Annotated in this window: 19 protein-coding genes and 1 tRNA gene; 14 read left to right on the plus strand and 6 right to left on the minus strand. The window is 64.1% G+C overall.

The window, feature by feature from the left end; all coding sequences use genetic code 11:
• Positions 1 to 25: 25 nt before the first annotated feature.
• The gene (locus ACSFC5_RS08705) at positions 26 to 196 is read right to left on the minus strand and encodes a hypothetical protein (protein WP_440764821.1); all 171 of its coding nucleotides are present in this window, start codon (positions 194 to 196) and stop codon (positions 26 to 28) included.
• Positions 197 to 464: 268 nt separating this feature from the next.
• On the opposite strand from ACSFC5_RS08705, the gene ACSFC5_RS08710 reads away from it, so the two are divergent.
• Entirely contained in the window at positions 465 to 2,003 is a 1,539-nt protein-coding gene (locus ACSFC5_RS08710) for a TrkH family potassium uptake protein (RefSeq protein ID WP_440764822.1), read from the plus strand.
• Positions 2,004 to 2,438: 435 nt separating this feature from the next.
• Here ACSFC5_RS08710 and ACSFC5_RS08715 read toward each other — a convergent pair whose 3' ends face one another.
• Positions 2,439 to 3,560 carry a DUF63 family protein gene (locus ACSFC5_RS08715; RefSeq protein WP_440764823.1) on the minus strand — a complete coding sequence of 374 codons (1,122 nt, stop codon included), beginning with the start codon at positions 3,558 to 3,560 and terminating at the stop codon, positions 2,439 to 2,441.
• A gap of 75 nt (positions 3,561 to 3,635) precedes the next feature.
• Positions 3,636 to 4,448 carry an inositol monophosphatase family protein gene (locus ACSFC5_RS08720; RefSeq protein WP_440764824.1) on the minus strand — a complete coding sequence of 271 codons (813 nt, stop codon included), beginning with the start codon at positions 4,446 to 4,448 and terminating at the stop codon, positions 3,636 to 3,638.
• A gap of 181 nt (positions 4,449 to 4,629) precedes the next feature.
• Between ACSFC5_RS08720 and ACSFC5_RS08725 the strand changes: the two genes are divergently transcribed.
• Positions 4,630 to 5,985 (plus strand): MFS transporter, encoded by a 1,356-nt coding sequence (locus tag ACSFC5_RS08725; RefSeq protein ID WP_440764825.1) that lies wholly within the window; start codon positions 4,630 to 4,632, stop codon positions 5,983 to 5,985.
• Between the two features lie 171 nt (positions 5,986 to 6,156).
• On the opposite strand, the gene ACSFC5_RS08730 is transcribed toward ACSFC5_RS08725, so the two are convergent.
• Positions 6,157 to 6,239 (minus strand) — tRNA-Leu (locus ACSFC5_RS08730).
• Positions 6,240 to 6,369: 130 nt separating this feature from the next.
• On the opposite strand from ACSFC5_RS08730, the gene ACSFC5_RS08735 reads away from it, so the two are divergent.
• The 3 genes from ACSFC5_RS08735 to ACSFC5_RS08745 all read left to right on the plus strand — a co-directional run bounded on the left by ACSFC5_RS08735 (position 6,370) and on the right by ACSFC5_RS08745 (position 7,368).
• The gene (locus ACSFC5_RS08735; RefSeq protein WP_440764826.1) at positions 6,370 to 6,597 is read left to right on the plus strand and encodes a DUF5795 family protein; all 228 of its coding nucleotides are present in this window, start codon (positions 6,370 to 6,372) and stop codon (positions 6,595 to 6,597) included.
• Positions 6,598 to 6,657: 60 nt separating this feature from the next.
• Positions 6,658 to 7,002 carry a DUF6176 family protein gene (locus tag ACSFC5_RS08740; protein WP_440764827.1) on the plus strand — a complete coding sequence of 115 codons (345 nt, stop codon included), beginning with the start codon at positions 6,658 to 6,660 and terminating at the stop codon, positions 7,000 to 7,002.
• A 132-nt stretch (positions 7,003 to 7,134) separates the two neighbouring features.
• Positions 7,135 to 7,368 carry a hypothetical protein gene (locus ACSFC5_RS08745; protein WP_440764828.1) on the plus strand — a complete coding sequence of 78 codons (234 nt, stop codon included), beginning with the start codon at positions 7,135 to 7,137 and terminating at the stop codon, positions 7,366 to 7,368.
• Between the two features lie 15 nt (positions 7,369 to 7,383).
• Here ACSFC5_RS08745 and ACSFC5_RS08750 read toward each other — a convergent pair whose 3' ends face one another.
• Positions 7,384 to 8,259 carry a UbiA family prenyltransferase gene (locus tag ACSFC5_RS08750; RefSeq protein ID WP_440764829.1) on the minus strand — a complete coding sequence of 292 codons (876 nt, stop codon included), beginning with the start codon at positions 8,257 to 8,259 and terminating at the stop codon, positions 7,384 to 7,386.
• A gap of 420 nt (positions 8,260 to 8,679) precedes the next feature.
• Between ACSFC5_RS08750 and sucC the strand changes: the two genes are divergently transcribed.
• The 4 genes from sucC (at position 8,680) to ACSFC5_RS08770 (ending at position 11,553) form a co-directional block, all read left to right on the plus strand.
• A complete protein-coding gene (gene sucC / locus ACSFC5_RS08755) occupies positions 8,680 to 9,834 on the plus strand; it encodes an ADP-forming succinate--CoA ligase subunit beta (RefSeq protein ID WP_440764830.1) in 1,155 nt (384 codons plus the stop codon).
• A complete protein-coding gene (sucD, locus tag ACSFC5_RS08760) occupies positions 9,831 to 10,703 on the plus strand; it encodes a succinate--CoA ligase subunit alpha (protein WP_440764831.1) in 873 nt (290 codons plus the stop codon). Before sucC ends, sucD begins: the two co-directional genes overlap by 4 nt.
• A gap of 139 nt (positions 10,704 to 10,842) precedes the next feature.
• Positions 10,843 to 11,328 carry a hypothetical protein gene (locus ACSFC5_RS08765; RefSeq protein WP_440764832.1) on the plus strand — a complete coding sequence of 162 codons (486 nt, stop codon included), beginning with the start codon at positions 10,843 to 10,845 and terminating at the stop codon, positions 11,326 to 11,328.
• A gap of 48 nt (positions 11,329 to 11,376) precedes the next feature.
• Positions 11,377 to 11,553: a hypothetical protein gene (locus tag ACSFC5_RS08770; RefSeq protein ID WP_440764833.1), complete on the plus strand. Its 177-nt coding sequence runs from the start codon at positions 11,377 to 11,379 to the stop codon at positions 11,551 to 11,553.
• 71 nt (positions 11,554 to 11,624) lie between these two features.
• On the opposite strand, the gene ACSFC5_RS08775 is transcribed toward ACSFC5_RS08770, so the two are convergent.
• Positions 11,625 to 12,419 carry a hypothetical protein gene (locus ACSFC5_RS08775; RefSeq protein ID WP_440764834.1) on the minus strand — a complete coding sequence of 265 codons (795 nt, stop codon included), beginning with the start codon at positions 12,417 to 12,419 and terminating at the stop codon, positions 11,625 to 11,627.
• 686 nt (positions 12,420 to 13,105) lie between these two features.
• On the opposite strand from ACSFC5_RS08775, the gene ACSFC5_RS08780 reads away from it, so the two are divergent.
• From ACSFC5_RS08780 to bioD, 5 genes are all read left to right on the plus strand, one after another.
• Positions 13,106 to 14,641, plus strand: a complete 1,536-nt coding sequence (locus tag ACSFC5_RS08780; RefSeq protein ID WP_440764835.1) for an ICP22 family protein — start codon at positions 13,106 to 13,108, stop codon at positions 14,639 to 14,641.
• Between the two features lie 240 nt (positions 14,642 to 14,881).
• On the plus strand, positions 14,882 to 15,988 hold the full coding sequence (bioB, locus tag ACSFC5_RS08785) for a biotin synthase BioB (protein WP_440764836.1): 1,107 nt from the start codon (positions 14,882 to 14,884) through the stop codon (positions 15,986 to 15,988).
• 27 nt (positions 15,989 to 16,015) lie between these two features.
• Entirely contained in the window at positions 16,016 to 17,080 is a 1,065-nt protein-coding gene (gene bioU / locus ACSFC5_RS08790) for a (S)-8-amino-7-oxononanoate synthase BioU (protein ID WP_440764837.1), read from the plus strand.
• 174 nt (positions 17,081 to 17,254) lie between these two features.
• Complete coding sequence (locus ACSFC5_RS08795; protein ID WP_440765035.1) at positions 17,255 to 18,463, plus strand: aminotransferase class I/II-fold pyridoxal phosphate-dependent enzyme; 1,209 nt, start codon at positions 17,255 to 17,257, stop codon at positions 18,461 to 18,463.
• A 10-nt stretch (positions 18,464 to 18,473) separates the two neighbouring features.
• Complete coding sequence (gene bioD, locus ACSFC5_RS08800; RefSeq protein ID WP_440764838.1) at positions 18,474 to 19,166, plus strand: dethiobiotin synthase; 693 nt, start codon at positions 18,474 to 18,476, stop codon at positions 19,164 to 19,166.
• Positions 19,167 to 19,174: the final 8 nt, after the last annotated feature.

Here is a 19,174-nt window from a genome sequence, read left to right on the forward strand (position 1 = left end):
ACCGTCACTGGATAACTCGTCACCGTTACGGGTCGCGTCGTCGCGTCCGCTCCGACCCCCGGATCGATTCGTTAAGGATTCGGTTGATAGCCCACACGACCCAGATGAATATGAGTGCGATGAATGCGCCCATCTCGACGCGAACGAACGAGCCGTGCCAGATGGCGAGGACGGTCGCCACGAGCGCGATCGACACGGCAGTAACGGTAAACACGTCGAAAAATGTAGCGGGACGTCGAACGCTCGGCAATCGTACCATACCGGTTGCTCCCTCGTAGGAGACCGACACGTATAGACCACCGGTCAACTCGTATGGGGCGCTGACGCGGCGCGACGGGGCCAATCGGTCCGTACCGTCCGACGGCGATTCGAGTCCGCCCGTCGGATACGCTTTCAGCAGAATTATGTGCCGTCGAATTTTGGGATAGCGTGTCTCTGGTACTGCCGACACCAGATGTGAGAGTATGCATATACGTGTTGATTGGCGAGCCAGCGTTTCATTTACCGGAACCGTTCTCAAGTATATCGCCCTCGGGTTGGTCGTCCCGCTCGCCGTCGCCATCGTCTATCAGGAGGATATTCTCGTCTTCGCGGCGACGATTGCGATTACCGTCGCTATCGGATTCTCCCTCGAGCGACTCGATTCCGATCCGGAGTTACGGTCGCGGGAAGCGATACTGTTGGTCGCGCTGGCGTGGCTCGCGGTGGCGTTCGTCGGGGCGATTCCGTACATGCTCGCGGGCTACGGAACCGAATCTGCGCTCGCTCACCCGGTGAACGCACTGTTCGAATCGATGTCCGGGTTCACGACGACTGGCGCGACCGTAATGAGCGATATTTCGACCGACCACCACTCCCACGCGATCATGATGTGGCGCCAACTCACCCAGTGGCTCGGCGGCATGGGGATCATCGTCCTGATGATCGCTATCCTCCCGGAGCTCGCGGTCAACGGGGCGCAGCTGATCCGGTTCGAAGCGCCGGGGCCGGAGTTACAGAAGCTCACCCCGAAGATCGCCGAGACGGCCCGCATCCTCTGGCTCGTCTACTTCGGGTTCACGATCGTCCTCATCGGACTCCTCTACGGACTCCACCTCGTCGGGCTGGCTCCAAACATGCACTTCTACAACGCGGTCGCCCACGGGTTCTCAACCCTGCCGACCGGCGGGTTCTCGCCGGAGGCGAACAGCATCGCGGCCTTCTCCGCGGTCGTCCAGTGGGTCATCATCCCGTTCATGGTCGTCGCAGGAGTCAATTACGCGCTCTTCTGGTACGTGTTACACGGCGAGCCTCGCCGGTTCCTTCAGAACACCGAGTTCCGAGGGTATGCCGGCGCAATTGCCGTTCTCGCGGCGGTTCTCAGCGCACTGTTGTACGGCGGTGGGGCCCCCGCACTCGGCGCGTTGGGCGGCACGACCGAGGGTGTCGGCGAGAGCGCCCTGCGACACGGCCTGTTTCAAATCGTCTCCCTGATGAACTCGACGGGGTTCGCGACGAGCGACTTCGCGGAGTGGGACGGGACCGCTCAGATCGTCCTCCTGACGGCCATGTTCATCGGCGGCAGCGCCGGATCGACCGGCGGTGGCATCAAAATCATTCGCTGGCTGGTAATCTGGAAAGTCGCCCAACGCGAACTGCTCACGGCCGCCCACCCCGACGCCGTCAGACCGATCCGGCTCGGCGGCTACGTCGTCGACGAGGACGTGATCCGCGGCGTCCTCGGCTTTACGCTCCTCTACTTGCTCATCTTCGTCGTCGCGACGGTGTTCATCGCCGTCGACTCGACTCGAGGCGACATCTCGCTCAGCGCGATCGACGCGATCAGCGCGAGCATCGCGACCATCGGCAATATCGGACCGGGGTTCGGAGAGCTCGGTCCGTTCGGCGGGTATCGAGACTTCACGACGACGTCGAAACTCGTGATGATCTTTCTCATGTGGGTCGGCCGCCTCGAGATCATCCCCGTGCTCGTCCTGTTCACGGGAGCGTTCTGGAAGCGCTGAGCGATCGAGAGCGGAGCAGTCGGTATCCGACGTTCTCATTCTGATCGAGTTGCGAACCCGTTCGGAGACGGATGAGCCAGAGGCGCGCGTGTCCGAACCTATCGTCACGTTTCGTGAGCGACCGCCTCGTGAACGAAGTGAGCGAGGGCTCGGGAAACGACGTTACCCGGTATTTTTAGCCTAGATTTTCCCCATCGGGGGACGCAAAGCGTCCCTCGAGCCGTACGAGCGGGCCGTTGGCCCGCGAGCAAAGAGCGGGTCCGAATAGCGCAGGACCTCCGGTCTCCGAACCGTTCGCGCGGCATCGCCGCGCGAAGACGACGTGAGGAATCTCGAGGCGGGAAGGTACTTTTGCATCCGTAGTGAGCGCGCATCTCGAGTCAGATAATTGCAAAAATTGAACGATAGCGGCCCCAAGACCGCTCGATCCGGCGTTTAGACCCCAAACGTCGCCCGAAGCATGTCACGGGTGCCGGGCCCGAGACCGACGGCGACGACGGTGATCATCATCAGGATGGCAAACCGCGGACTCTCCTCGAAGATCTCCTCGTTGAAGATCCAGATGATGAAGACCGGCGCGGCGAGTTTCAGGAGTGCGAACGGCCAGGCTTCGCCGATGACCGCCGTGACGCCCGCCGGGACGACCGATCCGGTGTAGGTGACGATGGCTTCGTTGACCGGGTGTTTCGGGCTGTAGCCGAGCCCCCAGACGTGCGACCAGTCGAGCATCAACTGGTTCGCGAAGCCGTCGACGGCGTGGGCCCAGATGATGACGATACCCATGGTTCCGGTCCCCGCGTTCAACCCGGGGGCGAAGCGCTGAATTCCCCACCAGACGAGCGCGGTCGAGACGGTCGCAGCCGTGAGCACGATCGCCGCGATCGACGGATAAAACGATACGTACTCCGTCGTCGCGGCGAGATAGCCGAGCCAGCCGACGGTCGTAGCGAGTACCACTGCACCGACGCTGAACAGCGGGTACTCGTACCCCGAGACGTAGTCGTTCCGGTCGAGCCAGACGGAGCCGACGACCGCGACGAAGGCGATAAACGCCACCGTGAAGTAGATCAGCGGACTGATGATGAAGCCCGACCACGGGAGCTGAATCGCGAGTTCACCCGTCTCGCGGTAGGCGGCGACGTTCGCGTCCTCGACGGTTCGCAGCGCCCCGCCGAACAGCATGAACGGGAACAGCGCGAAAAATCCCGCCCGATAGCGGGTGATATCGAGGCGCCGAATCGCGAACAGGATTCCGACCGCCATCAGGATCAACGTCGGAATGTAGCCGGCGTAGGAAACGACGGTGTAGCCGGGCGAGGCGAACGGCCCGTCGTCGGGTCCGGCGTCGTTCGCGTTGATCTGTTCGCCGCCGGCCCAAGCGACCTCGCCCCAGCCGTGGGCGTCGGCGACCACCGGACCCCAGTAGTACTGCCAGATGAAGTCGACGTACACCCGCTGCGGGAAGAGGAGGGCAGCGATGGCGATACCGCCAAAGAGGAGGACGACGGCCGCGGCCCAGACGTTCTCGGCCCCGTACCGTTCGATATACTCGTCCATGGTCGATATCCGTGGGGGCGAGCGCTTACCGTTTCCGATTTCCTGCAGGGTCTGACAGTCGATCCTCGATGACCGTCACGTCGTCACACCGTCGATTTCGAGCGCTGCAGCGCGGAGTTCGTCGTGAATCTCCCCGTTCGAGGCTACCAGCCCCTGACTGTCGTGTCGCCAGCGGTTCCCCTCGAAGTCAGTGACGGTCCCGCCGGCCTCGCGAATCAGGTGGACGCCCGCGACGGTGTCCCACGAGTTGGCCCGTAGATTGGTCATGGTTCCCTCGAGCATTCCCGACGCGACCATCGCGAGCTCAAGCTGGGCGCAGCCGAACCGGCGCATGTCTCCGAATCGCTCGACGATCGCGCGGGTCGCCGCGGCGTACTGGTCGCGCTGGTCGTAGTCCCACCAGAACGTCGGACAAGCGGTCGCCGCCTCGGGATCGCTCACGTCGCTGACCGAGAGCGGCTCGTCGTTGCGAACCGCGTCGTCGGGACCGGATCGGTACGTATCGGACAGCGCGGGACAGACGACTGCGGCACCGACCGGCTCACCGTCGCGGACGGCGGCGACGGCCGTCGCGAACGCCCGGTTCTCGTTTACGTAGTTGTTCGTCCCGTCAATGGGGTCGACGATCCAGGCCGGGCCGTCTTCGGGGACCGCTTTCAGCGCGTCCTCCTCCTCGCCGACGACTGGGTCCGTCGGGAACGCGTCCTCGAGAACCTCGATTACCCGCCGCTGGGCGTCTCGGTCGACCTGCGTGACGACGTCGATCTTCCCGTCCTTGCGTTCGATCTCGAGATCGGTCCGAAACGACGCCGCGGCGACGTCCGCGCCGGCGGCGGCCGCGCGGTGTGCGACGCTCGCTCGATGGGCGTCCTGTTCGCGTTCGCTCATTATCCCTCGTCCGTCGGGCGGACTGAAAAGGGATAGCAATGCGGCACTGCAGACACGGACCAACGCGACGAGTAGCGTCGTTCGTTCGGGGTCTTCGGCAGACGGGGAACGAGACGCTCACCCCGGCTTCTCGACACCTTCGTTTCGAAACAGTCTTTTCACGGCTTCCGAAACGTCCGCCGTGAACGAGGATCGTCTGCAGTTCTGGTCGCTCTATCTCACCCGATTCTCCGAGGGGTTCGGCTTCATCACGCTGATCACGCTATTGCCGTACTACATCAACGCGCTCAATCCGTCCGGGACGACGGTCCTCGGGCTGACGATCGGCGCGGGACTCGTCGTCGGACTGTACACCACCGGCTTCACCTTCGCACAGACGGTCACCGTCGTCCCGCTCGCCTGGGCCGGCGATCGGTTCGACAAACGCCTCGTCCTGCTCGTCGTCCTCGGGATTGGCATCGTCGTCTACGGCCTGTTTCCGATCGTCGACTCGAGCGCGTCGTTCATCGCCATTCGAGCGCTGCAGGGAGTCGCTGTCACCGGGGCCGGCCTGATGACGCTCTCGCTCGTCGGCCAACTCGCGGACGGCGGTGCGCGAGCGAACTACATCGGGAAGGCGAACGCGGCCAACTTCGCTGCGTCGATCGTCGGCAGCCTCAGCGCGGGGACACTCTACGAGGCGTTCGGTTTCGGCCCTATTTTCGCGATCATCGTCTGTATCATGTTCGTCGCGTGGCTCGGCACGTTTCGGTACCTCGAAACGGACGAGACCCGCGTTCACGGCTTTCCGTTCACCGACCTCGCGCTCAACCGGAAGCTCATCACGCTCTCGACGTTCCGGGTCCAGTACGCGTTTTCGGTTACCCTCGTTCGGACCTGGGTTCCGATCTACGCCGGCGTCGCGGCCGCACAGGGCGGGCTGGCCTACGGCGGACTCGCCGTTTCGCTCACCGTCGTCGCCGAGAAGTTCACCAACATGTGCTGTCAGCCCTTTACCGGACGGCTCTCGGACGGCTACGGCCGAGCGCTGTTCGTCTTCGCCGGCGGCGCGGCGTACGGGCTGGTCGCGTTGCTCGTGCCCTTCTCGCCGGCGATCGGTTCGGCGCTCGGACTGTCCGCCGAAATCGTCGTCGGCGTTCCGGCGATCCTCGCCGGCGCGACGCTTCCCGCAATCCTTCCGCTCGAGTCGATCCCCGCGCAACTCACGCTGTTCAGCGGCGTTTCCGCGGCGTTTCTTCCGCTGGTCGCCATCGCCGGCCTGTTGGGCATCGCCGACAGCTTCCGCGAACCCGCGAGCATGGCGTTGTTTGCAGACGAGGGCACCGACGAGGGCGGCGTCGCCTCGAGTTTCGGCATCCGAGAACTCGTCTGGCGGCCGGGCAGCGTCATCGCGCCGTTGCTGGGCGGCTGGCTCATGTACGAAGTGAGCATGGCGTCGGTCTTCTACGTCGGCGGCGCGTTCGCGCTGACCGGCGTCGCGACGTTCCTCGTGATCCTCGTCTGGGCCCACGGCCGACGGGCGCTGCTCGAGTGGTGATCGTGCACCCGTAATCGTGGCCGCCTTCCCTACGGGAACCGAACGTCGAGGACGGAGCTAGTATCGAAAGCGATCGCTCGAGAACGTCGTGTGTCCGCAGAAGCTTTGCGAGGGAAGATCGCTTCGTGCTGATCTTCCGCATCTGTATCGGTGCTTTCACACCGAATGCGATGCGAGGGGAGGGAATCGAACCCACGAACGTCTACACGAGCGGATCTTGAGTCCGCCGCCGTTGGCCGCTTGGCTACCCTCGCACGTACTCTCCGATTTCGCCCTCAGGTGGTTAAATCGTCCGATTCGCGTTCGAGTGGGTGGTCGCTCGAGCCGACCGATCACCCGATGCAACCTGAAAACGCTTAGGGGGCCGCACCCGAACGCTCGAGTGTGAGCGAAAATCGCGTCGTTCAGGGACGAATGGTCACGGGCAAGAAACTCGCGGAACTGATCGAGGACGACTCGGTGATGGAGGCCGAACCGATCGAGGACGCCGATCGAGAGTGTCCCGACTGCGGCGGAGACGTCCTGCAAGTCGGCTACATGCCGTCGGTGACGGAGTTCATCACCGGCTGGAAGTGCCAGGACTGCGACTGGAGCGAGACGGATCGGGACTGACTGGCTCGAATTCACGAGAGCGTCCCAATCGCTATTTCCCTGTCCGTGGTAGGTACCGGTATGACCGACGTCGTGCTCGTGAAACACCGCGTCGAACCTGGCAAGACCGATCGACTCCGCGAGTGGATGGCGGAGCTCCGGTCGCGCCGAGCGGAAGCCGTCGAAACCCTCCGGCACGAAGGAGTGTACACGGAGGCCAGCTTCGTCGAATCGAGGGCGGACGGAACGTTTCTCCTGACGTTTTTGGAGGCCGAAGATATCGACCGTGCGTTCGAGGCATACGAATCGTCCACCCACGAACTCGATCGAGAGCACCGGGAGGTACTGGACGACGTGCTCGCGGACAACCAGCCGGAACAGACTATCGAACTGCTGTACCAGGTGGCAAATCCCGAGCGACCGTAATCCCTCGTCACTGACTCGGAGCCGACTGCTAGAGCACCGTCTGCACTGTCCGATTGAACGCTACCTGCGTCTTTTGCCGATCGCGAGACGGTATCGATTAGTACGCCGTCATCGTCCGCTACGGCACGAGCGATGGACGCCGACGACTATCGTGGCTACCTCCGGAATCGAGTCCTGTTACTCGCCTGTCTCGCCGTCGCGATCGGCGCAGCCAGATGGACCGGGCTGCTCGCGCCGTCTTCGTTCTCCGGGATGGAAGGTCGGGCGTTCGTCCTCCAGATCATCGCACTCGTGATAGCCGTCGGCTGGGTCGCCATCGCCGTGATCGGACTGATCGGGCTGGTGAGATGGGTACGAGCGGAGTGACGAGGGGCCACCGACTCAGAGCGCGCCGAGCCACTCGACGAGCAGGACGACCGCGGCGAGAAACACGTGCTCGCCGTCGACAACGAAGCCGTAGTACAACGGGCCGCGCTCGGGCGTGGCGAACGGGATGTAGCCCGCGACGTAGCCGTTCATCGCGAGCAGCGAGAGGAACTCGAGCGAGACTCCGGTCCCGAACACCAGGCCGACAACGGCGGCGGCGACGGCGACGTTCGCGGCCTGGGAGTATCGCCGAGTCGCCGCGGTGCCGAGCGTGTTCGGAACGGTAGCGATCCCCTCCTCGCGGTCGCCGAGGATGTCCTTGACGTCGAAGATCACCGCCGCGATGGTGATCATCGCGATCACGTAGCCCGCGACCGCGAGGATCTCGAGCGTCCAAAGCTGTTCGTAGTAGTAGCCGACGCCGAGCGGAATCAGTCCCCAGGCGAATCCGACGAAGACGTTCTTTACGAGGAAGACCCGCTTGATCCCGCCGACCGAGTAGAGGAGGGCGACGACCAGCGGAAGCAGCAGGTAGATCGCACCCGGCAACCCCTCCAGCACGGCGATTGCGATAGCGATGACGTAACAGCCGACGCCGAGGGCGAGGAGAAGTCGTCCGTAGCGTTTCGTAAACGAGGCGCGGTCCGGTACGTTCGCTTCGTCCTCCTCGAGGTCGGTGAACCGGTTGACCGTGTAGACGAACAGCGTGGCCGCGAAGACGATGAAGAGGGGCAACGCCTCGAGCGGAAGATCCGCGAGGAGGACCGTGGTGACGACGACGCTCATCGTGGCCAGCGAGATGAACAGGTTGCTGTGGACCAACAGCCGGAGTGTCCGCTGGAGCGACGCGACCCACCGCCGTCCGCCGCGGGACGCAGTCGGGGCGGTCACGTCAGTTCGGCCTCCAGCGTGCGGTGGCGGTGACGAGCATAGGTTCGATCGAGCGCCGTCCGGCCGCCGATCAGTTCGCGTCGATCCCTGGTCGTGCCCCGGCCGGTCCCTGTAGGGGTCAGTTGCGGCCGACCGGAGACAAACGCTTCGGTCGCCTCGAGTGCGGTCGTCGCGTCCCTCTCGTAAGCTGGGCGTGACGAGAGAGGTTGACAATCCCACACCGATGGCGTCGAAAACGGCTCGAGTTCGAACGTGCGAACGGATTTTACCCCACCATAGTTGAAAATACACATAACGTTCGGAGATGAGAGAACGATGCAAACGCAGTGTCACGATGAAGTTGATGCCCGTCGATAGATTCCGGTCGCGAGTGGAAACTAACAGGATTTAAGCAAGGTCGGAACGGCCGTTCGAATGGCTATGAAACTACACGAGTATCAGGCGAAGCAGGTCTTCGCCGACGCTGGGATTCCGACGCCAGCGTCTCAACTCGCCTCCGACGTCGACGGCGCTGTTGCCGCGGCCGAGGAGATCGGGTATCCAGTCGCGATCAAAGCACAGGTACAGGTCGGTGGCCGCGGGAAGGCCGGCGGGATCAAACTCGTCGACGACGAGGACGAAGCGCGGCAGGCGGCCGACGAGATTCTGGGGATGGATCTCAAGGGCTACCACGTCGGCAGCGTCCTCGTCGAGGAGGCGGTCGATTTCACCAACGAACTCTACGTGGGGATCACGATGGACCGCGGCGAGGGCAAACCCGTCGCGATGGTCTCGACGAAGGGCGGCGTCGACATCGAGCAGGTCGCTGAGGACGACCCCGACGCCATCGCGCGCGAACACATCGACCCCGCCTTCGGGATGCACCCCTATCAGGCCCGCAAGGCAGTGTACGACGCCGGCGTCGATCAGGCAATCGCCCGCGACGTCTCGAGCGTCCTCACCACGCTCTACCAGCTCTGGGACGACCGCGACGGCGCCGACGCCGAGATCAACCCGCTGATGGTCACCGCGGACGACGAGGTCATCGCGGCCGACGCCGTGATGAACATCGACGAAGACGCGCTCTTCCGCCAGCCCGAACTCGCCGAGATGGAGGCGGAAGCCGCGAGCACCGGCGACGAACTCGAGCAGAAGGCCGACGAGTACGGCTTCGACTACGTCCGTCTCGATGGCAACGTCGGGATCATCGGCAACGGTGCCGGCCTCGTCATGACCACCCTCGACCTCGTCGACCACTACGGCGGCGAGCCGGCGAACTTCCTGGACGTCGGCGGTGGTGCGAAGGCGGCCCGAATTGCGAACGCGCTCGACATGGTGTTCTCCGACGACAACGTCGACAGCGTCGTCTTCAATATCTTCGGCGGGATCACCCGCGGCGACGAGGTTGCCAAGGGGATCAACGAAGCGTTAGAGCAGTTCGACGAGATTCCCAAGCCGGTGGTCGTCCGCCTCGCCGGTACCAACTGGGAAGAAGGGATGGAGATTCTAAACGAGGACCTCGTGACGGTCGAACAGACCCTCGAGGATGCGGTCCAGCGTGCTGTCCAGTACGCTGCGGAGGTGAACGACCAATGAGTGTACTAGTCGACGAGGACACGCGCGTCGTGGTACAGGGCATCACCGGCGGGGAGGGCAAGTTCCACGCCGAACAGATGATGGAGTACGGCACGAACGTCGTCGCCGGCGCAGTTCCCGGCAAGGGCGGTCAGGAGGCCGCCGGCGTCCCCGTCTACGACACGGTCCACGAGGCCGTCGAGGAGGAAGACGCCGACACCTCGGTCATCTTCGTCCCGCCGGCGTTTGCCGGCGACGCCGTCTTCGAGTCGCTCGATTCGGATCTCGACCTCGCGGTCGCGATCACCGAGGGCATCCCGACCCAGGACATGGCTCGGGTCAACAAGCGACTCTCCGAGACGGACACCCGTCTCATCGGGCCGAACTGTCCCGGTCTCATCACGCCCGGCGAGGCCAAACTCGGCATTCTCCCCGGCAACATCTTCTCGGAGGGGAACGTCGGTCTCGTCTCCCGCTCGGGAACGCTGACCTACCAGGTCGTCGACAACCTGACCAACCGCGGCATCGGCCAGACCACCGCGATCGGTATCGGCGGCGACCCGATCATCGGCACGGACTTCGTCGACGCCCTCGAACTGTTCGAGGACGACCCCGAGACCGAGGCCATCGTCATGTGCGGTGAGATCGGTGGCGAGGACGAGGAGGAGGCCGCCGCGTTCATCGACGACTACGTCGATACGCCGGTCGCCGGCTTCATCGCCGGCCGTACCGCGCCGCCGGGCAAGCGCATGGGCCACGCCGGTGCAATCGTCTCGGGCTCCGGGACGGGTACCGCCGAGAGCAAGATCAACGCCCTCAACGACGCGGGCGTCCCCGTCGGAGACACCCCCGAAGAGGTCGCCGACCACATCGAAGGCTTCCTCGGATAGCCTCGAGTCGGGACACCCGCCGCTCTCGTTTTCGTGGCAGTCGAGTCGGTTTCGGTACGAAAGTTCAGGTGCAAAACGGGCCCGTCTATTCGCGATAATCGTGCGAACGTTTGTTATGCTCTACGGGTACTAGTCAAGTATGTCCGAACCCGACGACGACGATGCTTCGACAGCCGAAGCCTCCGACGGCGTCGATGCGAACGACGGGCTCGTCCCGGCGACCGTCGAGGACGCAAGCGGCTACGGACTATCGCTTACGCTGGTCGGTGGCGTGTTGCTCGCGCTGGCGTACTACGGCTATCTCGCAGTAACCGGCCCACAGACGCTCGGGCAGGCGGTTCCCGAACCGTTCTATCTGCTCGTCTTCGCGCTCCTGTTCGTCCTCGAGTTGTTCCAGAGCCGCGAACGCGGGGCGATGGCGGTGGTTCGAGCGATCGCCCTGGCGCTTTTTTACGGCGCGCTCACCGCGTTCGCAATCGAAGGCGGTCTCTACCTCTGGAACACTCCCGAAGCGGCGCTTGACGGCTTCGCCGGCGTCACCGTGCTGGCGGTGTCGCTGATCGTCGCCGCGCTGACGTACTTCTGTTATCTCACCGTGCTCGAATCGAGTACGACGGATCGCTGACGCCGTCCTCGGTCCCGTCATCGGCCGGCCGTTGCCCGCACCGTAGGGATGATCGCTCGAACCGTCGGTCTCGACATGGTCCACATCGAGTGTACGTCCTGCGGGTTCGAGCACACGATTCCGGAGCGCGAAGACGATCCGGGCGGCGGCACGCGGTGTCCAAGCTGCGGCGAAAGACCGTTCTCGGTTCGTCGAGACGGCCTCGAGTGGCATCCCGAGCCGTGAGTGCTCGGGAGACGTACTGAAATGAGTAAAACGGGACTGTAAAGCGAGCGTTCAACCGCCGTCTCGCAGGGTTAGAACAAACCGCCGAGCTTCGACCGCAGCCAGCCGAGGACGCCGCCGGATCCGCCGTCGTCTTCCACCGTCGCCGGCACGTCGCCCTCGTCTTTGGCGACGAGCGCCGTTTCGTCCGACTCCGATGCGTCGGTGGGTTCATCGGGCGTCTCGGCACTCTCGGGTGTCTCGGTGTCCTCGAGTTCGAGGTCACCGGCTTCCGGATCCGACGACTCGAGAGCGCTCCCCTCGTCGGTAGCCGGTTCCGTCTCCGCGACGGAGGCACTCGTGTCGTCGCCCTCGAAGATGGTGTCGGTCTCGTCTTTGGGCTCGGCAACACCGTCGGGCTCGCTTTCTGCCGTTTCGCCCTCGGAATCGACCTCGCCCTCAGCGTCGATCTCGGTCTCGGGAGACGCTCCGGACTCCACCCAGAGGAACTCCTTTTCTTTCGTTCGGCCAGTGAGCAACAGATCCGCGAGTTCGTCGTCGTCGACGCGGAGGTCGTCGTCGATCTCGGGCTCCGGGTCAGGGTCGTCCGCGCTCGCGATGATGTCCTCGGGACTCTCGTCCGCGAGCACTTCGTCGGCGTCGTTCTCGGCGTTGGCCCGGAGCTGCCCGAAGACGTCCGCAGCCGTCTGATCCTCGACGCCGTCGGCACTGGTATCGTCCCCATCCCCCGTCGTCGACTCGGCTGTCGACTCCTCGTCCGCCCCCTCGAGCGACTCGTCCGCGAACTCCCCGAACAGTTCGTCGGCGCTCGCCCCCACGTCGAACGCGTCGTCACCCGAGCTCGTATCTGTCGTACTATCTACCATGAACTTCTTCCGAGTATATACATAATAGCACGACTTTAACTTTTGGAATTTTTTCACCAGCAACGGACAGAACTGATGGTGTATTAGTGTGTCGGCCGTTTTCGATCGGACCAACAATCGATAGTTGACAATACCGTAGTTTTCTCGATTTCGAAGAACGTTTGTGTGATTTGTCGTCGTCATCGATGTGAAGCAGTCGGCCACACGCCCTCCACAGAAGGTTACCTGTGATCATGGAGCTGGTTACCGAGACCCATCGATCCTCGCGTTACGACGGGGACGCGGTCGCAGTCTCACACTTTGAGTGGTCACGACGTTATTACCGCGCCTGCTTCCCGACGGTATCGGTATTCGGTCATCGAGTGCAGAATCGTCGACCGGCCGGACGACGAGCAGAAACTGCCTGACGGTTCGTTCGACGAACGACTGATTACCGATCGCCGACGGTGCAGTACGCGGGCGGTCGTCGTCTCGGCTGAGTGCCGATCCGACAGATATCGAACGTCTCAGTCGGCATTCCGTTACCGAGATAGCCGGAAATTCAATTCCACGTTAGATTCGCCCGTTCACTGGAAATGCGCGCAGCGGCCCAGAACAATCTACCTCGTTTATGCGGGAATCCGACTATCAGTAATCGCAGTCCGACAGTCGCATCGGAGACGATTTTCGGAGGCAGTGAGGAGACCATGAGAGACAACAATCAGCGAACGCACGGGGACCGGGCGTACGACATCGGTCTGTCGCGTCGCACGCTTCTGGCGGGAACGAGCGCAGTCCTCGCCGCCGGCACAGTGGTACCGGCGACGGCGTTCGCACAAGAGGACGGAGCCGCCGAAGCCGGCATCGACGAGGGAATTGAACGCCTCGAGGACGAGGGCATCGAAGTCACGGACGAACAGCGAGAGGCGGCGGTCGATGCGGCGAACGACGCCGCCGATGAGCACCCGGACGCGGACGACGACCAAATCTTCGGAGCCGCGAGCGGGGCGGTGTTCGGAGCGCTCGAGGTGGAACCGGAGGAAGAACCGGAGACGGATCCGGAGGAGTTCGAGAGTCCGGACGAGGACGACGACGAACTCAAGTTGCTGGCGCTCCAGCAGTCACAGACCCAGCAGATCGACGCCTCACAGGTTCAGGCGCTCGTGGGAGGTGGGATGAACGGCGCGCTCGCACAGTACCAGCGCGTCACCGCAACCCAAATCCAGCACGCGGCGAGGGGAGCGTGCCGCGGCGCGGCGTATCAGGCACAGGTCGTGACCGTCGAACAGCTCCAGATCGCCGCACTCGGCGGCGCGACGGGGTCGCTCGTGCAGGCGCAGTCGGTGTCCGTAACGCAGATTCAGGCGGCCGCCTGGGGCGGGGCCTCGGGCGCGCTCAGCGGAGTGACACAGCACCAGAGCGTCTCGATCACCCAGTTACAAGCCGCTGCACAGGGTGCCGCGGAAGGCGCCGTTCGCGGAGCGGCCCAGCGACAAGACGTCGGCGTCACCCAGATGATGGCGGCCGCCTACGGCTGTGCGCAAGGGGCGTCGATACAGACGCAGGTCACGAGCGTGACGCAGATCCAGGCGCTCGCCATCGGGGCGGCGCGCGGTATCGTCGTCACGTTCGTGCAGGTGACGATTATACAGATTCTACTCGTGGCGAGGCAGGCGGTCGCCGCGATCAGCATCGTGATCGTCCAGATCACGCTCGTCAGTATCACGCAGATCCAACAGTACGCCGAGGAATCCGCAGCGAACACGATGGAACGAGTCGAATCGGAGGGACTCGAGAGCGAAGACGAAATCGAAGAAGCTGCGTCTGACGAGGCAACGACGACTGCCGAAGAGGAAGGCTACGAAGAGAACGGCGGCGAAGACGCCGACGACCAGAACGGTGATGAAGACGCCGACGACCAGAACGGTGATGAAGACGCCGACGATGAAACTGGCAACGGTGAGAACGGCGACGAAGCTGATGGAAACGGCGACACTGACGACGTGAACGGCGATGAAGACGGTACAAACGGCAACGGTGAAGCAGGTGACGGCGCGAACGGCGAGGGAGAGGGCGAAAGCAGTGAAAACGGTAACGACGTTGGCGACGGCGGGAACGGCAGCGGTAACGGCGATACGGGCAACGGTGTCGCAAACGGCAACGGTGGAGGTAACGGCGACGCTGGCAACGATGCGACCAACAACGGTGCCAACGGCGGCGATACACCGATAACGAGATTCTGAAGCGCCACCCGGAACGGAGCCGGAGCCGCTCCGGCTCGCAGACGTTTCGTGACGCAAAGCCCAACGGAACCGACCCGACTCGCTCGAAGTCGCCGTCGAACGCCCCTGTGTTCGGTTTGTTTCGATCCGGTACGACGGCCGGGAGGGGCGATTCAGCTCTCGAGTCGATCCGGTATCCCGTTCGTCGCAATAACAGGACGTTTCCCAAACACTTTATTCTCGTCAACCCATGTACGATCCGTGGTTTACGAGACGGACAACCAGACGGTCGACGACGCACTCGAGCGCGTGCTCGCCGGCGAGCGACTCGATCGAACCGACGGGCTCGCGCTAATGGCCCAGCCAGTAGAGCCGCTTGCCGAGGCCGGCGCCGCCGTGCGCGATCAGTACGGTGACGGCACGGTCGACGCCTGCTCGATCGTCAACGCGAAGGCGGGCAACTGCGCGGAGGACTGCGGGTTCTGTGCGCAGTCGGTCCACTTCGACACGGGCATCGACACCTACGGCTTCCTCGGGCCCGAGAAGATTCTCGAGGCGGCCATGCGTGCCGAGCGCGACGGGGCCCAGCGCTTCGGCATCGTCGTCGCGGAGAAGGGCGTCTCGAAGGCAAATCGCCCCGAAGAGTGGAAGGAGGTTCTCGAGTCCATCCGACTCGTCCGCGACGAGTGCGATCTCGAGGTCGACGCCTCCCTCGGCATCCTCACCGAAGAGGAGGCCGCGATCCTCGCCGCGGAGGGGATCAACCACTACAATCACAACATCGAGACCTCGCCGCGATACTTCCCCGAAATCGTCGGCACCCACAGCTTCGAGGACCGCGTAAAAACGCTCGAGGTCGCCAAGGAGGCCGGCATGGACCTCTGTGCCGGCGTCATCCTCGGGATGGGGGAGACGCCGACCGACCGCGTCGACGCCGCCATCGCGTTGCAGGAGATCGGTATCTCCTCGCTCCCGGTGAACGTCCTCAACCCGGTCGCGGGGACGCCGTTAGCCGAGCAGGGCGTCAAAATCAGTACCGAGGAGATCGTCAAAACTGTCGCGGTGTACAAACTGCTCCACCCCGAGTCCCGCGTTCGGCTGACGGGCGGTCGTGAGGTCAACCTCTCGCCCGACGAGCAGCATCTGCCGCTCGAGGCGGGTGCCGACGGCCTGCTCACGGGCGACTATCTCACGACGGAGGGGCAGTCCCCCGGAGAGGACCTCGAAATCGTCGAACGCGCTGGCCTCGAGCCCAATACGGAGACCAACCAGTTCGATCCGGAGGCGGTCAAGGCTCGCGGCGCGGAGGACGCGGAGTCGTCGACCGAGACGACGGCGAGTACGGGCCCGGAACCGAGCGATGACTGACGACTAACGGATATTCGAAACACGACAATGGACGACATCACGTTTGCAGTACTCGGAACGGGAGGAATCGGCCGACGAGCACTCGAGGTGAGCCAGCACAAGGACCATCTGACGCCCGTCGTAGCCTGTGACCGCCACGGTACCGCGATCGATTTCGACGGACTGGACGTCGACGAGTTGTTGGCCGCAACCGAGGGCAACATCGACAACGAAGTGGCGGCCGACGGCGGAACGGGCGCCACACCGGCAGACGGCGAGGGCGGCGTCAAACAACACGGCGAGGACAGGGGCGTCGTCGCCTCGAGTCAGGCCCGCCTCAGCGAGGATCCCATTCAGGACGTCATCGACCGCGGCGACGAGATCGACGCCGTCCTGCTGGCGCTGCCGAACTACGAACACGACTTCATCCCGCGGGTCGCAGACCGGTTCCTCGAGGGCGGCTACTCAGGCGTCATGATCGACGTGCTCAAACGCTCGCGCGTGATCGGCATGTTAGACGAGCGCAGCGACGCGTTCGAAGATGCGGGTATCACGTTCATTTGTGGCGTCGGCGCGACACCCGGCCTGCTCACCGGTGCAGCAGCGCTGGCCGCCCAGTCGTTCGTCGAGGTCACCGACGTCGAGATCTGGTGGGGCGTCGGTCTCAAATCCGGCTACCAGGACAACCGCGGCACCGTCCGCGAGGACATCGCACACCTCCCCGAGTACGACATCGAGACGGCTCGCGACCTCTCGGACGCGGAGATAGAGCACATTATCGACGATCACGACGGCGTCATCGAGTTCGAGGACATGGAACACGCCGACGACGTGCTCCTCGAGCGCGCGGGCGTCTGCGACGCCGAGAACGTGACCGTCGGCGGCATCCTCGACGTCGAAAGCGACGAGAAGCCGACGACGACCACCGTTAGCGTGACGGGGACGACCTTCGACGGAGAGACGGCGACGAACACCTTCCAACTAGGCGACGAGACCAGCATGGAGGCGAACGTCAACGGGCCGGCGCTCGGCTACCTGAAGACCGGCGTCCGGCGAAATCGCGCCGGCGAGTACGGCGTCTTCGGGCCCGTCGAACTGATGCCCGGATTCTGAACCGAGTCGCCGGGCCGGACGAGTTTTCCGCGTCGCCTTCGACTCGTGTCCTCCGTCGACCGAAACGGCCCCACAGACGCGGATACGACGATGCGAACGGTCACGAGCACTGACGTAATGCGTGCAACACAGAACCGTGAGAGTCAAACCATGGCACTGACACCGTACACCCGAATGGAAGACCGCGGGTTCGACCTCGAGGATCGACTCGACACCCTCGAGGAATCCGATCTGAAACGAGCGCTCTCGCCCGTCGACCGGGTCGCCGAACGGGGCTACTTCGCACCGCCCTGTGGCGGCGAGCTACCGGTTCTCGACTCGGCCGAAGCGCTGGTGTTCGCCTCGAACAACTATCTGGGGCTGACCGACGACCAGCGAATTCAGGACGCGGCCCGGCAGGCCGCGGCGACCGTCGGCACGGGTGCCGGTGCCAGTCGGCTCGTCACCGGCGACACGATGGTTCACCAGGACCTCGAACGCGTACTCGCCGAGACGAAGGGGACCGAACGCGCACTCGCGTTCGCCTCGGGGTACGCCGCGAACGTCGGGACGATCACGGCCCTCGAGCCGGACGCGATCTTCTCCGACGAGTACAACCACGCGAGTATCATCGACGGCTGTCGTCTCACGGACGCCGACTCGATCGTCTACAGCCACTGCGATCCGACGAGCCTGCGGACGAAACTGGAGGAGCGAGCCAGATCAGCCGGCGACGCGGACGAGTCGTGGCTGATCGTCACCGACTCCGTGTTCAGCATGGATGGTACCGTCGCACCGATCACGGAGCTCTGTGCCCTCGCCGAGGAGTTCGGCGCGTGGATGATGGTCGACGAGGCCCACGCGACGGGACTCTACGCGAACGGCGGCGGCGTCGTCCAGTCGGAGGGACTCGAGGATCGCGTCCACGTCCAGATGGGGACGCTCTCGAAGGCGCTGGCGAGCCAGGGCGGCTACGTTGCGGGGAGCGACGAGTTGATCGAATGTCTCTGCAACGACGCCCGGTCGTTCGTCTTCTCGACGGGACTCGCACCGCCGGCAGCGGCGGCCGCGAGCGAGGCGCTCCACGTCGCCCGCCACAGCGACGTCCGAGAACGGCTCTGGGAGAACGTAGCCCACCTCCGCGACGGGCTCGAGTCGATGGGCTTCGAAGTTATCGGCGACTCGCAGATCCTCCCCGTCCTCGTCGGCGACCGACGGGATGCGCTCGCGCTGGCGGACGGACTCCGCTCGCGGGAGATCGTCGCACCCGCGATCCGTCCGCCGACGGTGCCCGAGGGAACGAGTCGAATCCGCGTCGCTCCAATGGCGACCCACGAACAGCGCGACATCGTCGCCTGCCTCGAGGCGTTCCGGGCGGCGGGCGAAGACGTCGGGATTCTCTGAGGGTCGAACGATGAGCGAGACTCCCACTACGATCGCGATCGTCGGAACCGGTACCGGTATCGGAAAGACCGTCGTGACCGCTGGAGTCACCCGTTGGCTCCGTGAGGAAGGGATCGACGCTCGAGCGATTAAACCCGCCCAGACCGGCTACCCGCCGGACGACGACGCTGGCTTCGTCGCCGAGGCGTGTAGAGAGGACGAGGCCGCGACCTGTCCGCGCTATCTCGAGCCCGCGCTCGCGCCGCGAGTAGCCGCAGCGGAAGCTGACGAGGAACTGACGTACGACTCGATTCTGACGGCCTGTGAGGATGCCATCGCGGAGACCGCGCTCCCGATCGTCGAAGGAATCGGCGGCCTTCGGGTCCCCCTCGCCGAAGACCGCGAGGTGATCGACCTCGTTGCGGATCTGGATGCGACTGCGGTGGTCGTCACCCGGTCGGGACTCGGAACGCTCAATCACACCGCGCTTTCGATCGAAGCCCTCGAGCGCCGCGGCGTCGATATCGCCGGTATCGTCTGTAACGAGTACGCGGGCGCAACGGTTGCCGAACGGACCAACCCCGCCGAACTCGAGCGAATGACCGGCTACGACGTCGAGACGGTGCCGCCGCTCGAGGGAGAGACGCCTCGAGAGCTAGCTGTCGGTGTCGAAACCGAACTTTCGTCGAGGTTTCTGGAGCGGTTTCTGACTACGGACGGCTGACGGGATCA

The organism is Natronorubrum marinum (assembly GCF_052040125.1).
GTDB lineage: Archaea > Halobacteriota > Halobacteria > Halobacteriales > Natrialbaceae > Natronorubrum.